General features: G+C 49.6%; 15 protein-coding genes. 7 read left to right on the forward strand and 8 right to left on the reverse strand.

Features of this window, described 5'->3' with window-relative positions:
• Window positions 1–358: 358 nt before the first annotated feature.
• Window positions 359–1,195 carry an S-formylglutathione hydrolase gene (gene fghA / locus BZG78_RS07695; protein ID WP_077660847.1) on the reverse strand — a complete coding sequence of 279 codons (837 nt, stop codon included), beginning with the start codon at window positions 1,193–1,195 and terminating at the stop codon, window positions 359–361.
• A gap of 38 nt (window positions 1,196–1,233) precedes the next feature.
• A complete protein-coding gene (locus tag BZG78_RS07700; protein WP_077577350.1) occupies window positions 1,234–2,382 on the reverse strand; it encodes an S-(hydroxymethyl)glutathione dehydrogenase/class III alcohol dehydrogenase in 1,149 nt (382 codons plus the stop codon).
• Window positions 2,383–2,520: 138 nt separating this feature from the next.
• Here BZG78_RS07700 and BZG78_RS07705 point away from each other — a divergent pair, with 138 nt between their 5' ends.
• Window positions 2,521–3,438, forward strand: coding sequence for a LysR family transcriptional regulator (locus BZG78_RS07705; RefSeq protein ID WP_077660848.1), 918 nt, complete (start codon window positions 2,521–2,523; stop codon window positions 3,436–3,438).
• Window positions 3,439–3,492: 54 nt separating this feature from the next.
• On the opposite strand, the gene BZG78_RS07710 is transcribed toward BZG78_RS07705, so the two are convergent.
• From BZG78_RS07710 to BZG78_RS07725, 4 genes are all read right to left on the reverse strand, one after another.
• Window positions 3,493–5,097, reverse strand: coding sequence for a methyl-accepting chemotaxis protein (locus BZG78_RS07710; protein WP_077577348.1), 1,605 nt, complete (start codon window positions 5,095–5,097; stop codon window positions 3,493–3,495).
• Between the two features lie 261 nt (window positions 5,098–5,358).
• On the reverse strand, window positions 5,359–6,396 hold the full coding sequence (locus BZG78_RS07715) for a DUF2955 domain-containing protein (protein ID WP_021024444.1): 1,038 nt from the start codon (window positions 6,394–6,396) through the stop codon (window positions 5,359–5,361).
• A gap of 11 nt (window positions 6,397–6,407) precedes the next feature.
• Window positions 6,408–7,466, reverse strand: coding sequence for an HlyD family secretion protein (locus tag BZG78_RS07720; protein WP_077660849.1), 1,059 nt, complete (start codon window positions 7,464–7,466; stop codon window positions 6,408–6,410).
• A 108-nt stretch (window positions 7,467–7,574) separates the two neighbouring features.
• Window positions 7,575–8,036 (reverse strand): MarR family transcriptional regulator, encoded by a 462-nt coding sequence (locus BZG78_RS07725; protein ID WP_021024442.1) that lies wholly within the window; start codon window positions 8,034–8,036, stop codon window positions 7,575–7,577.
• 205 nt (window positions 8,037–8,241) lie between these two features.
• Here BZG78_RS07725 and BZG78_RS07730 point away from each other — a divergent pair, with 205 nt between their 5' ends.
• Together BZG78_RS07730 and clcA are read left to right on the forward strand one after the other, a co-directional pair.
• Entirely contained in the window at window positions 8,242–9,543 is a 1,302-nt protein-coding gene (locus BZG78_RS07730) for an alpha/beta fold hydrolase (protein WP_077660850.1), read from the forward strand.
• A gap of 361 nt (window positions 9,544–9,904) precedes the next feature.
• The gene (gene clcA, locus BZG78_RS07735; RefSeq protein WP_077660851.1) at window positions 9,905–11,302 is read left to right on the forward strand and encodes a H(+)/Cl(-) exchange transporter ClcA; all 1,398 of its coding nucleotides are present in this window, start codon (window positions 9,905–9,907) and stop codon (window positions 11,300–11,302) included.
• A gap of 42 nt (window positions 11,303–11,344) precedes the next feature.
• Here clcA and BZG78_RS07740 read toward each other — a convergent pair whose 3' ends face one another.
• On the reverse strand, window positions 11,345–12,226 hold the full coding sequence (locus tag BZG78_RS07740; RefSeq protein ID WP_077660852.1) for a LysR family transcriptional regulator: 882 nt from the start codon (window positions 12,224–12,226) through the stop codon (window positions 11,345–11,347).
• Window positions 12,227–12,327: 101 nt separating this feature from the next.
• Here BZG78_RS07740 and BZG78_RS07745 point away from each other — a divergent pair, with 101 nt between their 5' ends.
• The 4 genes from BZG78_RS07745 (at window position 12,328) to BZG78_RS07760 (ending at window position 17,124) form a co-directional block, all read left to right on the forward strand.
• A complete protein-coding gene (locus BZG78_RS07745) occupies window positions 12,328–12,828 on the forward strand; it encodes a lactoylglutathione lyase family protein (protein WP_077660906.1) in 501 nt (166 codons plus the stop codon).
• Window positions 12,829–13,345: 517 nt separating this feature from the next.
• Window positions 13,346–15,316: a PTS mannitol transporter subunit IICBA gene (locus BZG78_RS07750; RefSeq protein ID WP_077660853.1), complete on the forward strand. Its 1,971-nt coding sequence runs from the start codon at window positions 13,346–13,348 to the stop codon at window positions 15,314–15,316.
• 67 nt (window positions 15,317–15,383) lie between these two features.
• Window positions 15,384–16,532 carry a mannitol-1-phosphate 5-dehydrogenase gene (locus BZG78_RS07755; RefSeq protein ID WP_077660854.1) on the forward strand — a complete coding sequence of 383 codons (1,149 nt, stop codon included), beginning with the start codon at window positions 15,384–15,386 and terminating at the stop codon, window positions 16,530–16,532.
• Window positions 16,533–16,593: 61 nt separating this feature from the next.
• Entirely contained in the window at window positions 16,594–17,124 is a 531-nt protein-coding gene (locus BZG78_RS07760; RefSeq protein WP_077660855.1) for an MltR family transcriptional regulator, read from the forward strand.
• Between the two features lie 266 nt (window positions 17,125–17,390).
• Here the strand turns inward: BZG78_RS07760 and BZG78_RS07765 are convergent, their stop codons facing one another.
• Entirely contained in the window at window positions 17,391–18,752 is a 1,362-nt protein-coding gene (locus tag BZG78_RS07765) for an ATP-binding protein (protein ID WP_242412996.1), read from the reverse strand.
• Window positions 18,753–18,809: the final 57 nt, after the last annotated feature.

Genomic DNA, 18,809 nt, shown 5'->3' on the forward strand with positions numbered 1-18,809 from the left:
ATGAGCGATTGCCCAAAATCGTTACACGCATTATTATCTTACTAAACCATTGTTATAAAAAGAGTTTATTACATGTCATGCATGTCTCTTTTCCGCGATAGTATGCATGCCGCCTATCGCTGCTCGGGCATTCACACTGTCCCCAAGCGTGAAACTGGAACCATCCACTCACCACGCTACCGCCGATCAGTTGTCGGCACCTAACACGCCATTTATTGGCTATTTTGCGGGTAGTGTATCAAGCGCTGTTTTGCTTTTCGTGCGCTATTGTCCAAAGTGTTAGCCAAGCCATGTTTTGTGAAATGGGTGCAAAAAAAGCGGCCTGGGTGGCCGCTTGGGGTCTCGACGTGGTTTGTACCTACCGCGCAAAGCGGGTGGCGTGGAAGGCGAGGTGTTCATCAATAAAGGTACTGATGAAAAAGTAGCTGTGATCGTAGCCGGGTTGCATGCGCAAGGTGAGCGGGGAGTTGTGTTTCTCTGCCGCTTGTTTTAGGGCTTGCGGGTTAAGCTGCTCGGCTAAAAAGCCGTCTTTGTCGCCTTGGTCCACCAGCATCGGCATGGCAGTGGGGCGTTGGGCGAGTAACACGGTAGCATCGTAGCTTTGCCATGTTTGTTCGTCATCGCCTAAATAAGCGCTAAAGGCCTGTTTGCCCCACGGGCAATCGGTGGGATGACAAATGGGGCTGAACGCCGAAATGCTGCTGTAGCGTGAGGGATTACGCAAACCAATCACTAGCGCGCCGTGGCCGCCCATGCTGTGTCCGGCAATCGCGCGCTGGTTGTTGACCGCAAAGTGCGATTCAATCAGCTCGGGCAGCTCATTGGCGACGTAGTCGTACATCTGGTAGTGCGACTGCCACGGCGCTTGGGTGGCATTAACATAAAACCCCGCGCCTTGGCCGAGATCGTATTGATTGGCGTCCGCCACACCCTCGCCGCGCGGGCTGGTGTCCGGCGCCACAATCGCCATGCCCAAGGTGGCGGCTTGTTTAAACGCGCCGGCCTTTTGCATAAAGTTTTCGTCGGTGCAGGTCAGGCCCGAGAGCCAGTAGAGCACGGGCACCGGTTGGGTGTTGGCTTTCTCAGGCAGAAAGATCGCAAACGTCATTTTGCCGTTGGTGGCACTAGAGTCATGCTGCCAACGTTGGTGCCAACCGCCTGCGACTTTGTTTTCGCTTATTTTTTCTAGTTGCATGGTTATTCTGCCGCCGTGTTGCCACGGCGGCCGTCCTGTTATTGGTCCATGTGGATCACGCTGCGAATGCTTTTGCCTTCGTGCATCAGTTCAAAGGCGCGGTTCACTTCATCAAGGCCCATGGTATAGCTGATAAATTCTTGCAGGCCAAACTCACCATCGAGGTAACGCTCAACAATGCCGGGCAGCTCTGAGCGGCCTTTTACGCCACCAAACGCCGATCCTTTCCAAACGCGCCCTGTCACCAGCTGGAATGGACGGGTTGAAATCTCTTGGCCGGCGCCGGCAACCCCAATGATCACTGACTCGCCCCAGCCTTTGTGGCAGCATTCTAGGGCTTGGCGCATCACATCGACATTACCGATACATTCAAACGAGTAATCGACCCCGCCGTCGGTCATCTCGACAATCACTTGCTGGATAGGTTGATCGTGATCGTTAGGATTAATCACATCGGTGGCGCCCAGCTGTTTGGCGAGGGTGAATTTGCTTTCATTGATATCAATGCCGATGATGCGGCTTGCGCCGGCCATACGTGCGCCGATGATGGCTGACAGGCCAATGCCGCCCAAACCGAAAATCGCTACGGTATCGCCTTTTTCTACTTTGGCGGTGTTCATCACTGCGCCCATGCCGGTGGTGACGCCACAGCCAAGCAAGCAAACTTCTTCCAGCGGCGCGGCTTTGCTCACTTTCGCCAATGAGATCTCTGGCAATACCGTGTATTCGGAGAAGGTCGAGCAGCCCATGTAGTGGAAAATGGTCTCGCCGTTAATCGAAAAGCGCGAGGTGCCATCAGGCATCAGGCCTTTGCCTTGGGTTTCACGCACCGCGCCACATAGGTTGGTTTTGCCAGATAGACAGAATTTACACTCGCCACATTCGGCAGTGTAAAGCGGGATCACATGATCGCCCACTTCGACGCTGGTCACGCCCTCGCCGACCATTTCAACAATGCCACCGCCTTCGTGGCCAAGAATAGAAGGAAATACCCCTTCAGGATCGTCACCCGATAGGGTAAAGGCATCGGTATGACACACGCCAGTGGCGACGATTCTGACAAGAACTTCACCTGGTTTAGGTAATTGAACGTCGACCTCTTCCATTTTCAGGGGTTCACCTGGCCCCCATGCGACCGCGGCTTTTGATTTGATATGCGTTTGTCCCGGCTTGATTGTTAGTGCCATTGGAGAATCCTTTTTGTTCACGATTACGACCTGACTATGCTAACTAAGTTAGTTTTAGTTATAATCTGGCAAAATTGAAAATCATTATTTCACTTTCGTAATAATATGTGTCAGTGAATATAGACAGGGTAGACGGTAATGGCACCCCATTGGGAAGGATTAAACGAATTTTTATCGGTAGCCGAGCATGGCAGCTTTACCCAAGCGGCTAATAAATTGGACATCACGGTGGTGTCGGTAAGTCGTCGGGTGGCGTCGCTTGAGGCGTATTTGGGGGTGAAGCTGTTTCATCGCACCACCCGCAAAGTGTCACTCACCGACGAAGGTGAGCTCTATTATCAACGCTGCCGCCCACTGCTCGCGGCCTTGGTCGATGCTGAGCAAACCATTACTCAATCGCAAGCGCTTCCTTCTGGGCTGGTCCGCGTCACTGCGCCGGTGAACTTTGGTGAGCAATATATTGCCCCCTTGCTTGCGCCATTTTTAACCGCTTACCCGCAAGTGTCGATCGATTTACACCTGACTAACCGACGCGTAGATCTAACCGATACCGGCACCGATGTGGCAATTCGTATTGGTCACTTACCCGACTCGAGCCTTAAGGCAAAACGGTTGGGATCGCGCCAATTAACCATTTGTGCCAGCCCTGGCTATTTAGCCACTCATGGCTCTCCTGATTCACCCAGTGCACTCAGTCGCCATGCCTGTTTGGTGGGATCAAATGAACATTGGCATTATCAAAGCAGCGGTAAAATTCGCACACTGACCGTATCGGGAAAGTTACGCTGTAACTCCGGTGTAGCCTTACTCGATGCGGCTAAGCATGGTCTAGGCTTGGCGCAGCTGCCCCATTATTATGTGCAGGCAGCATTGGCAAACGGCGAACTGGTTGAGGTGTTAACGGATTATCGGGTAGACGATGAAGGTATTTGGGCGCTCTACCCCAGCGGACGCCAGTTACAGCCCAAGGTAGCCGCGTGGTTAGAGTTTCTTGCCGACCACCTGCCCGACCAACAGCTGCGTACAAGCACGTCTGCATCAATGGGCGCACGATAGAAAAATCGCCAGCACGGGGCTGGCGATTGTTGTACGCGCTCATTCAAAGATGAATTAATGACGCGACGCCCGCAAGGTACCTGTTGTCGGTTTAATTGCCGAGATTTTAAAGGCGCCGACATGCTGGTCGAGCGTTTGTGCCAGACCGGCTAAGTCTTGACTGCTGGCCTCTAGACTATGGCTATCTTCCAAACCGGCTTGTGCCGCTTGGTTAACATTATCCATGTTGACGTTGATTTCATTCGCTACGCTCGATTGCTCTTCGGTCGCGGTCGCAACATGGGTGTTCATATCTAAGATGGTGCTTACCTGCGTGGCAATGCTTTCTAGTGCTGTCAGTGCTTGCTCAGTGGCACGGTTACCTTCGGTGGTCAATGCCTTGCTGGTATCCATGGCATCAACGGCATTTTTCGCTTCTTGCTGCAGCTGATCAATGGTCGATTGAATTTCTTCGGTCGATTGTGAGGTTTTAGTCGCCAGGCTGCGCACTTCATCGGCGACCACCGCAAAGCCACGTCCAGCCTCACCAGCACGTGCCGCTTCAATCGCTGCGTTCAAGGCAAGCAAGTTCGTTTGCTCAGAGATCCCGCGAATCACATCCAGAATCGAGACAATCGACTGAGTTCGCTCGGCCAACGAGGTGATCACCGTTGACATGTTATCCATCTCAGTGTCGAGTTGGTTAATCGTCGCGGTTGCCTCGGTCAAGGTTTGCTTGCCGGCTTCGGTTTCGCTGTTCGCCGATGAGGCCGAGTCCGCCGCGCTAGACGCACTTTGCGAGATCTCATTAATGGTGGCGATCATTTCGTTCATTGAGGTGACCACCAGCAAGGCTTGCTCGCTTTGTGACTCACCGCGCTTTAATGACTGCGCTGCTTTATCGCGCAATGATCCCGCCGAGCGGCCAAGCTCTTCACCGGTTTCAACCACGTTAGCGATGATTTGGTCGATTTTATCCACAAAGGTGTTAAACGCCTCTGAGATGCGAGTGATCTCGTTATTGCCGGTCACGGGCAAGCGCACGGTAAGGTCACCATCGCCTTTCGAGATATCTGCCAGCGCATATTCTAAGCCTTTAAGCGGCGCGAATAAACGGCCGAGTAGCCACACTAGCACCAAGGTACAGCCGATAAAAATCAAGCCAATCGCGGTAAGCTGGGCGATGGCGATACCATTGGCGGCAGCATCGACTTCGGTGATGGGAATGCCGACATCAAACGCGCCCCAAAGACGGCCATCGACATACACCGGCATCATGATGTCGTACACCCATACATCTTGCACATCGGCGTACCAGCGCGAATGCTGGGGCTGACCCTGGCCGGCACCGGCGACGGTATAATTATCGCTGTACACCTTATCAATTTTCTGTCTATCGCTATGAGCAATGGCTTTGATATTTTTATCAATCATCACTGCGTAGCTGATGTCGTCTCGACCTTTAAGATCGGACACCATGTCTTGCAGATCAGCGGTAGGCGTGGAGGAGTTTTCTAAGATGTATTCCGCACGGTCGGCAAGTAGCTCAGCCTGTGCTTGCGAACGTTTAAGAATAATGCTGTCTATCTCGTCATGCGAGATAAAGGTAGTGGCCGTGATGCTTGCAATGGCCGCAACCGCAAACATGGCACAGACCACGATCAAAATGAGTTTTTTCACTACGCTGCCTTTTTAAATGATGGGGAAGGACTAAAGCCGTCACAACCGGCGCGTAATGTGCCGAAAAATTCAGTGTCGAACAGTATGAGAGACGGCTGACTTCCTCTCTGTACATAATTGTTAACCAGAATCATAGCGGTAGGTCATGGGTTAAACAAGTGATGCTTCGCAAAAGTGAAATTGGGCTGAGAGGTTAGCCGCAAAAATCATGATTATTAGTTGACTGAAGCGAAGCATGTTCGTGCCCAGCATAAGCGGCAGTTAAGTGACGCCAAACCGCGTTGCGGGGAAGTAATTAAGTAATTTATGCACGATAAAGCAAAGCATCAAGGTGAGCACAATGGCGACTAAGTTGCTGCTGACTCGATATAAGGCATCGTACATAAAGTCTTGGTTGGGGCTTAAGTATTGCCCGAATAAGATCCCGAGCGTTGCCATGGCCCCAAACCCCACGCCTGAGCCACCGGCCTCTTTTAAATGCGCTTTAGCAAACAACATGGTGCCTATCCAAAGCAGCGGGATCACCAAGATCAACACGTTAAACCAATCATATAAAATGACTTGGCAGCCTACCCCATACACCACGCCCAACACTGTACCAATCGCCCGTTTGCGCGCATAACTGAGCGAGCCGTTCCAATGCATCGGGAACAGCAACAACACGGTGGTGGCTTGTGCTGAAATCGAATCGCGCAAATCAAACAGCTGAAAGATGAAAAACGAGACCGTCGCCAACGTCGCGCCCATGAGTGCTTCATGCCGCATCCGATGGGATTGTTTTCCCCCTGCGGGTGCAGCAGGCGGCTGGCGCGGCGTGACATCAGGAATTAACCAGGTGACGAGATACGCCACTGCGACCGATAACACATTCGCGCCCAGGTTACCGAAGATTAAGGTATTAATCGGTAAATCGGGATAACTCGCAAAATGAAGCATGATGCTAAGGCTTAACACGCTGTTGGCACCAAAAAGAAAAAAACGCCCTTTTGACATGCAGGCAAATTTGTAGGTGAACAACAAGAATACCAAAGGCGTCATTAACCCTGGATGCGCGCCAAATAATCCGCCCAGCAGTCCAACTTCTAACCCACTGATCACCGCCGAGGCCAAAAGCTGACGCGCGGCACGGCCATTGATCACCGGGACAAGGCCGAGCAGCAACATTGGCGTGACGGTAAAAAACACCCCAAAGCTGCAGTCGAAAAACTTACAAATCGCGAATCCTAAGGTCGCGCCGGTGGCTATGCGCGCACATTGGCGTACATCATTATCGCTTAACGGGTGATGCCATAAATTCATTGCACTCGCCCTTAGTAGATGTAATGCAGCATACTCAGAAAGCCCACTTGTGCTTTTGCGAGCAGACCGCTTATCGCATGGTCAGGCACCAGTTGTACCGTAGCGCGAGCACCCGTGGGGAGGGCATGAGATGGCCATTCATCAAGTTGAATGTGCAGACGCATACGCTGTGCATCGCGTACCCATCGGTTGGAATTGGTGGGTGAGGCCAACTGGCCATTGGCATCGATTTGACCCGCACTGACCCCCGCATCAACACTGGTAACATGACCGGCATATAAAGCGCCGGGCTCACTGTCAAACGCCACTAGCGCGGTATAACCTGCTTCAATGTCGCGCACACTTTTCTCACGAAAATCGGCAATCACTTGTGCACGTTCTGACACCAATGCCATGATTGGCTGGCCGGCACTGGCATAGGCGCCCACGTCTAATTGCAGGTTGGTCACTACGCCGTCATGGCTGGCTTTTACGATGGTATACGATTGATTCAATTGCGCTTTCTTTAACTTGCTCAATGCCACTTGTTCGGCAATGTTGCTGGCACCATCACCGCCCCGTTGAATTTGAAGCGCACTGACACGCGCTTTGGCAGCTTCCCATTTGGCGCGTGCAGTATCGGCCGCGCTAATCGCATCGTCGCGCTGCTGCTGCGACACACCATTTTTAGCAAATAGAGCTTTTAATCGTTTCGCTTCGCGTGCTTTTTGTGCCAATACCGACGCGAGCGCAGAGACATCTTGGCGCGCGGCCATCAAGGAGGCATCGAGCTGAGCATTGCTTTGTCTGGCCTGGGCAAGTGCGAGCTTTGCTTGGTCGACGGCAATTCGGTAAGGCGCGCTTTCAATCCGAAACAGCACATCACCTTGGTGAACGTCTTGGTTGTTGTCGACCGCCAGCGCGCTGACTGGGCCACTCACTTGTGGTGCCACTTTGGTGACGGTGCGTGTCACCATCGCATGAGGCGTGAGTGGCATCGTATTATCTGCGATTAAAAAATAACCGAAAAGGATCAGAAAACTGAGCGCCGCTATTTTTACCCAGCGAGAAAATTTTTCATCCGGTGTCATTCGTACTTATTACCTTTACTTATCTACATCATGATTGATTAGTGTTGCACTGGAAAGTATCGCGCTGAACAGCGTCGCCCTAACAAGAACGAGGTATCGCCTTGCTTTTTATTCATCTTGAGAAGACGTTACGTAGTCGAGTGCGTTTTGATTGATGGTGACCAATACACGCTCTAAAGCCTCAAAATCTTCAGCGGCGATACCAGACAACAAATGTTTGCGTACCCGCAACACCCGCGCTTCGATACGCGACATTAATTCACAACCACTGTCGGTAACATGGACGGTTCGGGTTCGTTTATCTTCGGGTAAGCAGCGCCGTGTGATCAGCCCTTGTTCCTCAAGGTGCTTTAACGTGCGCATTAACGAGCCCAGCTCAATCTCTAACGCTTGCGCCAACTCACTTTGGCTGATGCCATCGCCCAATCGACGTAACATCCACAGCGCACTCCAGCGCGGATAACTGAGCCCAAGTGGTTCAAGCTCGGAATCGGCTACGCGTCGCCATAGTCGTGCGGTCCGTCCTAGATGTTCAGCTATCGACATATGTTCTGGATGTGAAGCGGTCATGCGATCTCTCCCTCAATCGTGCGGATTACTTAGCCTGCTAAGTAATAGAGAACAAGCAATATAAAATAGTTAGCAGGCTAAGTAAATATAAAAGTGATATAGATCACATAAAAATCGAAGAAGTTCGGCTTCGTGCTTGCTCGCTGAGACCGAACAACTCTGATAACCTAATCATCGTCATCTTTCTGTTTATAAAGGCATTACCATGCAAGATCTTTATGATCGTTATATCCGTTATCGCAGTCACCGTGTTGAGGTCCCACTGGATCACAGTGACGCCAATAGTACGCCGATCACTATTTTTGCTCGTGAAGTGGTTGATACACGCCATCACGAAGCAGATCTGCCGTGGCTGGTGTATTTTCAAGGTGGGCCAGGCATGGAGTCTCCCCGCCCCAACGGCGCCACAGGTTGGCTAAAACGCGCATTAGACGATTATCGCGTGTTGTTGCTCGACCAACGCGGCACAGGCTTAAGCGCGCCGGTAAATCACCAAACACTCGCCCATCTCACGCCTGCCGAGCAAGCAGCGTATCTGAGCCATTTTCGCGCCGACAGCATCGTGAAAGACGCCGAGTGTTTACGTGAGGCGTTAGGCATCAAGCAATGGGCGATCCTCGGGCAAAGCTTTGGTGGGTTCTGTGCCCTCACCTATTTGTCGTTCTTTCCGCAGTCCTTGTCTCGCGCGTTTGTCACCGGTGGGATCCCGCCGCTCAAGGGACACGCCGATGCGGTGTATCAAAAAACCTATCAGCGCGTGGAAGACAAGAACCAGCAGTTTTTCGCCCAATTCCCCGATGCACAAGCCCGCTGTCACGAGATTGCCCAGTATTTGCAAAACAATACGGTGACGCTGCCAAACGGTCAGCCGTTTACCGTTGAGCAATTTCAAACGCTGGGACTGAATCTCGGTCGCGGCCATGCCGGGCTGCCGCTGTATTACTTACTAGAACGAGCCTTTATAGAGGGGAATGGCGAGTGTACCTTAAGCTATCCGTTCTTAAATGCGATGCAGGCTGACCAAGGGTATTTAACCAACCCGTTTTACGCTATTTTGCATGAATCGATTTACTGCCAGCAGCAGGCGTCGCAGTGGTCAGCCCATCGGGTGCGCGATCAATTCCCGCAGTTCCACTATCAGCCCGATCAGCCGTTCCGTTTTACCGGCGAAATGGTTTACCCGTGGATGTTTGATCAACTGGCTACCCTTAAGCCGCTCAAAGACGCTGCCATGTTACTGGCAGAAAAGAGCGATTGGCCGGCGCTGTATGATCTGGATGCGCTGAAATGCAATACGGTGCCGCTCGCCTGTGCCACCTATGTGGATGACATGTTTGTCGAGTTCGATTATTCCCGTCAAACCTTGGCGCAGATTGCCAACAGTCAAGCGTGGATGACTAACGAATACGAGCACAATGGCATTGGCGTTGATGGTGAGCGGATTTTGAGCCGTTTGATTGAGATCGGCGATCATATTGCCGCAACCCAAGCGCCTGGTCGCGGTTGATTCGCACCGCTGCGGCCAATGGTGTCGCAGCGGACATTTTGTCCCTAACAAACTGTGATCTAATTCAAATCAATTATTCAGGGACAGGGAGGTGGTACGCTATCACTCAATACGGACTATCCCAGTGAAACGTCTGAAAATATGCCCTTATCGTTATCGCCGCCCCGTATCGCTTACTCCAGTGATTTTTATCTTGGCTAGCCGAATAATTAGACACCGGTCAAGCGCTTGCATGTTAGGTGAATTGGCGTAGTATAAATGCGTTCTCTTGGGGAACAGGACGTTCCCAGCACGGTGTCGGCGCAAGAATGAGTGCCCCCATACATCGTCATTTTTCTTTTCAAACTTTGCGTTCACATAGATGAAAATTGTAAGTAAAACAGGCAAGAAAAGAGCTATCTTTTATAAATCTAGCGTTTTCTTTGATAAATTATGGTCACGCGACAAAACGCCCGTTTCTATTCTTTTGCTCGCCGTTGTCATCGGCTTTTTAGGCGGCGTTGTTGTCACCCTTTTCGAACTCGCGATTCATACCCTCTCTCAGTCAAGAACTGACTGGCTAGACAGCAACATTAGCTCAATGATTCCATTGGGATTACTCGCTTTTATTATCAGTGCCGGCCTGGCCTTAATGGGTTATTGGTTTGTTCATCGATTTGCGCCCGAGGCCGCTGGCTCAGGGATCCCTGAGGTGGAAGGCGCGATGGAAGGCATTCGACCTTCGCGGTGGTGGCGGGTAATCCCAGTGAAATTTTTCGGCGGTTTAGGTGCGCTAGGCTCAGGGATGATCCTCGGACGAGAAGGTCCTAGTGTGCAAATCGGTGCCAATATTGGTCGCATGGTCACCGATACTTTTCGCATCAAAGACAGAAACAGTAACCAAACACTGCTTGCATCCGGGGCTGCCGCCGGTCTCGCCGCGGCGTTTAATGCCCCCCTTGCGGCGATCATGTTCGTGGTTGAGGAAATGCGACCTCAGTTTCGCTATACCTTGATCTCGATAAAGGCAGTGATCATTGCCGCCATCATGGCCGATATCGTTTTTCGCTATATCAATGGCCAAGAGGCAGTGATTGTTCTGCCCCAGTACGAGACACCACCACTTGCCTCTTTATGGTTCTTTCTCGCACTAGGTTGTTGTTTTGGCGTGTTTGGCGTGCTGTTTAATTTTTTGATTATGCGGTGTCAGGACTTTTTCCAACGTTTTTATCAAAAAAGTCAAAAACGAATCTGGCTAGTAGGGGCCACGCTAGGCGGTTTCTTTGGCTTATTACTGGTCTATGCCCCAGAGCTGACCCATGGCGGCATTAACTTAGTGCCAGATTTTGTTAGCTTAAACTATTCCATCAGTGCGCTGCTATTTATCTTTATGGCGCGTACGCTGCTGACGGTGATTTGTTTTAGCTCCGGCGCACCGGGCGGCATTTTCGCCCCTATGCTGGCACTCGGTACGTTGTTAGGCACCGTTTACGGTTTAGTGGTCACAAGCATATACCCCGAGATGGGCATAGAGCCAGGCATGTTTGCGATTGCAGGCATGGGCGCTTTGTTCGCCGCGACCGTACGCGCGCCTATCACGGGAATTTTGTTGGTGATTGAGATGACCAATAACTACTATCTGATTTTGCCGCTGATTATTACCACCCTCGGCGCCACCCTTGTTGCACAATTACTTGGCGGCCAACCGATTTATACCGAGCTATTACGTCGCAAAGTGCGCGAGCAAAAGCTGCGGGTTGAGAAATCAGCAGAGTCATGATCGCGGCTAATTGAAAATGGCGGCGCGCTCGCCGCTATTGGACTACGCCCTTACCTGCTCTTGAATGACGTTTGCAATATTGATCGCGCGCTGAGGCAGCTCGCGTCCGGCAAGAGAGGAGAGATATAAGGTTTCACTGACCGGTGTCGGTAAGTAATGAGCTTTAATGGCCGCTTGTTGAGCAAAAGCCGCGACAGCATTGGCGGGCAAGACGGTAAAGCCAAGTCCGCGTGCAACGGGTAGTAAGATAAGACTTATTTGGTTAGAAAAACCAGATTGCTTAACGGGGCGTAACTGCGCCGTTTGATATTGCTCGAAGTTCGCCCCAAGTAATAACTCTGCGTGATGCCTAGCATCTGGGTGATCAATGAATCCAAGTTGGCAGAGTGTTTCCCATGTAGGGTCTTTAATATGGCGCGGTGTCACCAGCAATAACGGCTCTTCGCCAATGGGTTCAGACTGAATATTCGGGTCAACTGGACAAGCCGTTGTTAGGCCAATATCAATGGTGTTATTTAAGATAGCCTTGTGAACATCGCCATTTGGCGCAAAGCGATAGTTAATCGTAAGGGCAGGATATGTCACCTGAAGATCGAGCAAACGCGTATACAAGCGGAGCCCGACACTTCCCGGCGACATAATGCGTACCTCGCCTTCATAGCCGGGATCGCGACTGATGGTTACAGCAAGATTATCCAACGTTTGTAGCACGTCCTTCCCTTGACGATAGAGTTGTTGTCCTGCCTCGGTCAGCACCACGCCTTTCTTTCCTCGAATGACCAACGTTGAAGATAATGACTCCTCAAGCTTTCGCACGTGCTGGCTTACGCCAGACTGCGTCATATAGCATTTATCAGCGGCCTTAGTAAAAGTGCCAACATCTACCAGGGTGCAAAAGGTTTTCAGCCAAACAGGGTTAACCACAACAAAATGTCATCACAATCATTGCAAACCATAATTTAACATTATGGTTTAGGTGCCTCATGCTTGCAAACAATGAAGACGTAAGCAAAGAGGAACAAACGATGCAGACCCCTTACCCACGTACATTTTCACACATTGGTATTTCCGTCCCTGACTTAGAAAAAGCCGTTGAGTTTTACACGCAGGTGCTTGGTTGGTATCTCATCATGGTGCCTACTGAGATTGTTGAAGACGACAGTGCAATCGGCGAAATGTGCACCGATGTGTTTGGCCAAGATTGGGAACGTTTTCGCATTGCCCATTTATCGACAGGTGACCGCGTTGGTGTAGAGCTATTTGAGTTTAAGGATCAGCAAAACCCTGACAACAATTTCGAGTATTGGAAAACGGGCGTATTTCACTTCTGCGTGCAAGATCCAAATGTTGAAGCATTAGCCGAGCGTATTGTTGAAGCTGGCGGTAAGAAACGGATGGAGAAACCACGCTATTATTATCCTGGAGAGAAGCCCTATCGCATGATCTATATGGAAGACCCATTCGGCAATATCTTGGAGATCTACAGCCACAGCTACGAGCTGATCTACAGCGCAGGAGCATATTAACTCTTCCACCTGCGATAACAGCTTTGGTACTTTCAATAAACAGGCTCAACGTGATTGAGCCTGTTTACTGCTTCAATATAACACCGACCAAACCGTCACTATTTGTAACAAAAAAACAAACGTGATACAGATCACTCAATGAATTAATATCGATCAGGCAAACAGTGTGATATTAGTCACTCTGTTTTTTTATTTCACTGTTCTAAAAAAATAAAGAGTGATCTATATCACTATACATTTTATAACGCAAAAACAAAAAATGTGATAATGGTCATTATAATTTTTATTGACAATGTTGTTTTTTTCGTTTTGTACTAAACTTTCATGTTATTTTTGTGACAGGTGTTGGGGTAAAATATAGTTGTGACGTGAATAGTGAGAGGTGGGTCAACAAATCCCCGTTATCAGTTCTCTCGAAAAAATGTGTGGTAAATTGACTGGGTACTAACTAGCCAGACGGTTTTGGCGAACCGTTCTACCACACACGTTCAGTGAGAACATCAAACGGGGTATTGTTATGATATCATCTGACACCAAGATCAAGATACAGAATTTTGGTCGCTTCCTCTCAAATATGGTGATGCCCAATATTGGCGCATTCATCGCGTGGGGGATTATTACCGCACTATTTATTCCGACCGGTTGGGTACCCAATGAGACATTGGCGGCCATGGTCGGCCCCATGATTACCTACCTACTACCACTGCTGATCGGCTACACCGGCGGTAAACTTGTTGGCGGCGAACGCGGCGCTGTTGTCGGCGCGATTACCACCATGGGGGTGATTGTCGGGACTGACATTCCCATGTTTATGGGCGCGATGATAGTTGGTCCATTCGGCGGCTGGGCCATTAAAAAATTCGATGCTTATATCGATGGCAAAGTGAGAAGCGGGTTTGAGATGTTAGTGAATAACTTCTCTGCCGGCATTATCGGTATGCTTTGCGCGATTATCGCTTTCTTCCTCATCGGCCCGTTCGTAAAACTGTTGTCCAATGGTCTGGCTGCGGGCGTTGAATTTTTGGTCTCAGCGCACTTGTTACCGCTGACGTCGGTATTTGTTGAACCCGCTAAGATCTTGTTTTTGAATAATGCGATCAACCACGGCATTTTCTCTCCTCTGGGCATTCAACAAGCATCAGAAGCAGGCCAGTCGATTTTCTTCCTCATTGAAGCGAATCCAGGTCCAGGTTTGGGCATCTTGTTAGCGTACATGGTGTTTGGTAAAGGCACAGCACGTCAAACCGCAGGGGGTGCATCGATTATTCACTTCTTCGGTGGTATTCACGAGATCTACTTCCCTTACATTTTAATGAATCCACGTCTTATCCTTGCAGCCATTGCTGGAGGTATGACAGGTGTATTCGTTCTCACTGTGTTTGATGCAGGCATTGTGTCACCCGCATCTCCTGGCTCTATCTTTGCCGTGCTATTAATGACGCAAAAAGGATCGGTTGTTGGTGTCTTAGCGTCAATTATTGCCGCTGCCAGTGTGTCATTTGTGGTTGCCGCTTTGCTGATGAAAACGCAAAAAAGCACAGAGGGCGATGGTGACGAAGCTTCACTCGATGAAGCGACTGCGAAAATGAAAGACATGAAGACAGGCGCGAAAGCAGATACCTCCGCTCCCTCATCCGCGCCCAAAGGCACGGTTAATTTTGCATCCGTTAAGCATATTTTGGTTGCGTGTGATGCGGGTATGGGATCCAGTGCCATGGGTGCCAGCTTGCTGCGCAAAAAAGTGCAAAGCGCCGGTCTAGATATTGGTGTCACTAATATCGCGGTTAATAGTTTGCCTGAGGATGCGCAGATTGTGATCACGCACAAAGACCTAACCGAGCGCGCACGTTCTCACGCCCCATCAGCTCACCATATTTCACTTAATAACTTCCTTGATGGTGAGGTTTACGGCCAGTTGGTCACCCAAATTCTCGCGGCAAAATACCCTGCAGCGAACGATCCGCAAGTGCTTAGGATTCCTGATACTGCCGCGAATGACGATAGCTTCGAGCCAACGCCAGCGCCCACTTTTCAACTCCAACGTGAAAATATCCATGTTGGCTTAACGGCAACAAACAAAGAGCAGGCGATCCAATTTGCCGGCAATCAACTTGTCAAACTCGGTTACGTTGAACCTAGCTATGTCGACGCCATGTTTGAGCGCGAGGCATTAACTCCAACTTACCTCGGTGAATCTATCGCCGTCCCTCATGGCACCGTCAAAGCGAAAGATGGAGTCAAGAAAACCGGCATCGTAGTATGCCAGTATCCAACGGGTGTGCAGTTCACCGACGATAAAGACGATATCGCCAAATTGGTGATCGGGATTGCCGCCAAAAACGATGAGCATATCCAAGTTATTACCGCTATCACTAATGCGCTAGATGAACCTGATGCAATAGATACCCTCACCAGTACCGACAGTATTGACGAGATCCTCAATCTATTAAGTGATGAAAACGTCACTCATATGACGTCGTCCCATTAATCAGTCTGATAAGGAGACCACTGAGGTGGTCCCTTATATCCATCTTTTTTAGTTTGAGGTAAATATTATGAAAAATGCTGTTCATTTTGGTGCCGGCAATATTGGCCGCGGCTTTATCGGAAAATTACTCGCGGATGCCAATGTCGAGGTCACCTTTGCAGATGTTGATGCGCCCCTCATTGATCAACTCAGTCACAAACAAAGCTACAACGTCAAAGTGGTCGGCAATGACTGCCATATCGACACGGTTTCTCATATCACGGCGGTTAATTCGGCAAGTGATGATGTGATCGATAAAATCGTAAAAACGGATTTAGTGACCACGGCAGTGGGTCCCAATGTGCTTGATATTATCGCTAAGACCATAGCCACCGGGATTGAAAAGCGTTTTGAATCGGGCAATTTGGTGCCGCTGAACATTATTGCCTGTGAAAACATGATCCGTGGCACATCACACCTTAAGGGCGAAGTCTATAAGCACCTTGACCCCGCGTTGCATCAAAAAGCAGAGGCACTGATTGGTTTTGTCGATTCAGCGGTCGATCGTATTGTACCGCCCGCGGAAGCGGCGAACGATGATCCCTTAGAGGTTACGGTAGAAAGCTTCAGCGAATGGATTGTTGATGAGCAACAGTTCAAAGGCGAGATCCCTGATATCGCCGGTATGGAGAAAACGCAAAACTTAATGGCGTTTGTCGAACGCAAGCTTTTCACCTTGAATACAGGTCACTGTATCACTGCTTATTTGGGGTGCTTAAGCGGCCACCGTACCATTCGTGAAGCCATTACCGATCCACAGATTCATGCCGTGGTGAAACAGGCCATGCAGGAAAGCGGCGAAGTGCTTATTCAACGCTACGGGTTTAACCGCGCCGCTCACCAAGCGTACATCGAGAAAATTTTGGGGCGTTTCTCAAACCCCTATTTGGTTGATGAGGTCGATCGAGTTGGCCGCCAGCCTATTCGAAAGCTAAGTCAGAACGATAGGCTTATCAAGCCATTACTGGGTACAATAGAATATGGCACGGATAACCGAGCGTTGTTAAAAGGTATTGCCGCAGCATTGAAATATACCAATCACACCGACCCACAAGCTGAAGAACTTCAAGCTTCACTGGCTGAGGTAGGCGTAAGAAAGACACTAGCGATATACACCGGCTTGGCAGAAGAAAGCCCTGAAATTGAGGCAATCAACATCCTGTACCAGCAATTGTAAACCGCGCACTTCACAGGGGGAGTTTAACTCCCCCGTTATAACAATAAGCAGTATTGAGTCTATGGCAGAAAATTTCGACGAAACAGACATCATTGAACGATTAAACCAAGCGACAACCGTGCGTGGCTTTTTTGTTGCCGCGGTCGATACGTTTGAAGCGTCTATTGATGGCTTAATCAAGCGGGTTTTTCGCAAAGATAACTTTGCAGTAGAATCAGTGGTGGGGCCTTTGCTGCATGACACGGGGCCACTGGGTGATCTTTCAGTGCGATTAAAACTCTTGTTTGGTCTAGGCGTGTTGTCAGATGACGCCTATCACGATATCGAACAGATTATTAAACTTAAAAACCAGCTAAGTAATGATGCTGACGACTACCACTTCACCGACCCTAACGTACTGGATGCGGTAAAAAAGCTTCGTAAAATCGAAAATATGAGTATGATTCAGCGCGATATAGAAGCGCCAGAGGATGATGTGGATATTGAGTTTTATCAGCTACAACTGCAACGCCAGCAGCAGGTCCTCCGCTCGGGGCTTTCTCTTGTTATTGTCGAGATTTGCAACGAATTGAGCAAAGAAAGCCCGTTCTAGTACTAAACCGGCGTATAGGCTAATTGACTACCCGGCCAGCACTAACCATATACCAAGCGCTAGCGCTCCCCCTAAAACCAACGTTTCAAATAAGTAAGCCTTAATCGTGTTATACAATTTCATACCTAACCAATCCTTTTATTGTTCGGGTATTAAACCAAAATCGAGAGCAGACTGTCTATCATTATAGACAAAAAGCCTTGTGTAAGATCACACAAGACTTGACGTTGGCAAGGTTAGCTGCCTTTTACCAATCAAGCATATAGCTATCTGCTCTCATATACGGAGGCAATTGGAAAAGTGACCGTAAAACCATTCCCATGGTCGGAAAAATATGGGCTTCGAATCGCAATACTCGCTTGATGCTGCTCAGCAATGTCTTTGACAATCGACATACCCAAACCAGCCCCGTCGCCTTTCTCGGTATGACCGCGGAAGAATTTATCAAAAATACGACTCTTAATTTCGTCCGGTATGGCATCGCCAGAATCAATCACTGCCACCACCACGGTATTGGCTGAGCAACTGGTGACCACACTGATAGATGCGCCTTCTCCTGCATAGCGAATTGCATTATCAATCAAATTAGTAAACAAGACTGACAACATAACGGGATGGCCTTTCACCCACAGGGGGTCTCGTCCTTCAAGCTCTATTGACTGTTGTTGAGTCAATGCCATCGGTGCGAGTGCTGCAATTTGCTCTCGTAACAATGGCACAAGATCAATGTGTGTGGTGTCGGTGTTTTTTTGCTGCTCCACCCGCGATAGCATGAGCAACTGCTGAATCACACGATCGGTACGATCGATGCCAGCAAGAATATTGGTCAAATCGTTATCTCGATCGGCTTTTGTGGCGGCAGACAAAGCATTTTCTGCATTAAGGCGCAGTACCGCGAGGGGAGTTTTTAGCTCGTGCGCGGCCGTACTAACCAAGCGCTTTTCACGCACCCACGCATTATTTAGCTGAGAGAATAGATAATTTAGCTGTTTAACCAATGGCGTTAGTTCAACGGTGGGTTGTGCAACATGGATATGATCGAGATTATCAACACTGCGCGCAGCGATCGTCTCTTTTAATTCGCCTAGCGGCCTAAATGCGCGGCTAACTAACACCACAACAATAACCGCTAAAAGTGGGATCAATAGGAGCTGGGGTAAGCCAATGGTCAACGAGACTTCTGTCATCAACTCTTGGCGAATCGCCTCTTTTTCCGCCACCAGCAGACTCGCTTGCCGTTTGTCCGGCAGTGTGAATACTAATAGGAAGGTGCGCCACTGCTCACCTGCTGCGGTAACCATATCAAATCCGGGGTTGTCCGATGTCCCTATCCATTGCGCCGGTGCGTTCGGACTTTTGGCAACTAATGCATCGTTAACACGGTACTGAAAAAACAAATTATCTTCGTAGGGGTGACCAAATGGTGTGGTCGTATCGTCATCTTTTGCGATGGCAGTGATCGCGTTTAACCAATGGGTATAGCTTTGTGTAAAGTTATCTGGCGGCTGATCTCCCCAGCTCATTACCGACAGCGCCAACGTTTTTGCCGATTGCCCCAGTCGCGCATCATAGACTTCATTAATTTCATGACGAGCTTCGCTATACACCAGCAGCCAAGAGACAAACATTAACACCCCCACCACACACACAGTGCTGAATGTAAGATGGCGTTTTATTGAATGTGG

Source organism: Salinivibrio sp. MA351 (assembly GCF_001996065.1).
GTDB lineage: Bacteria > Pseudomonadota > Gammaproteobacteria > Enterobacterales > Vibrionaceae > Salinivibrio > Salinivibrio costicola.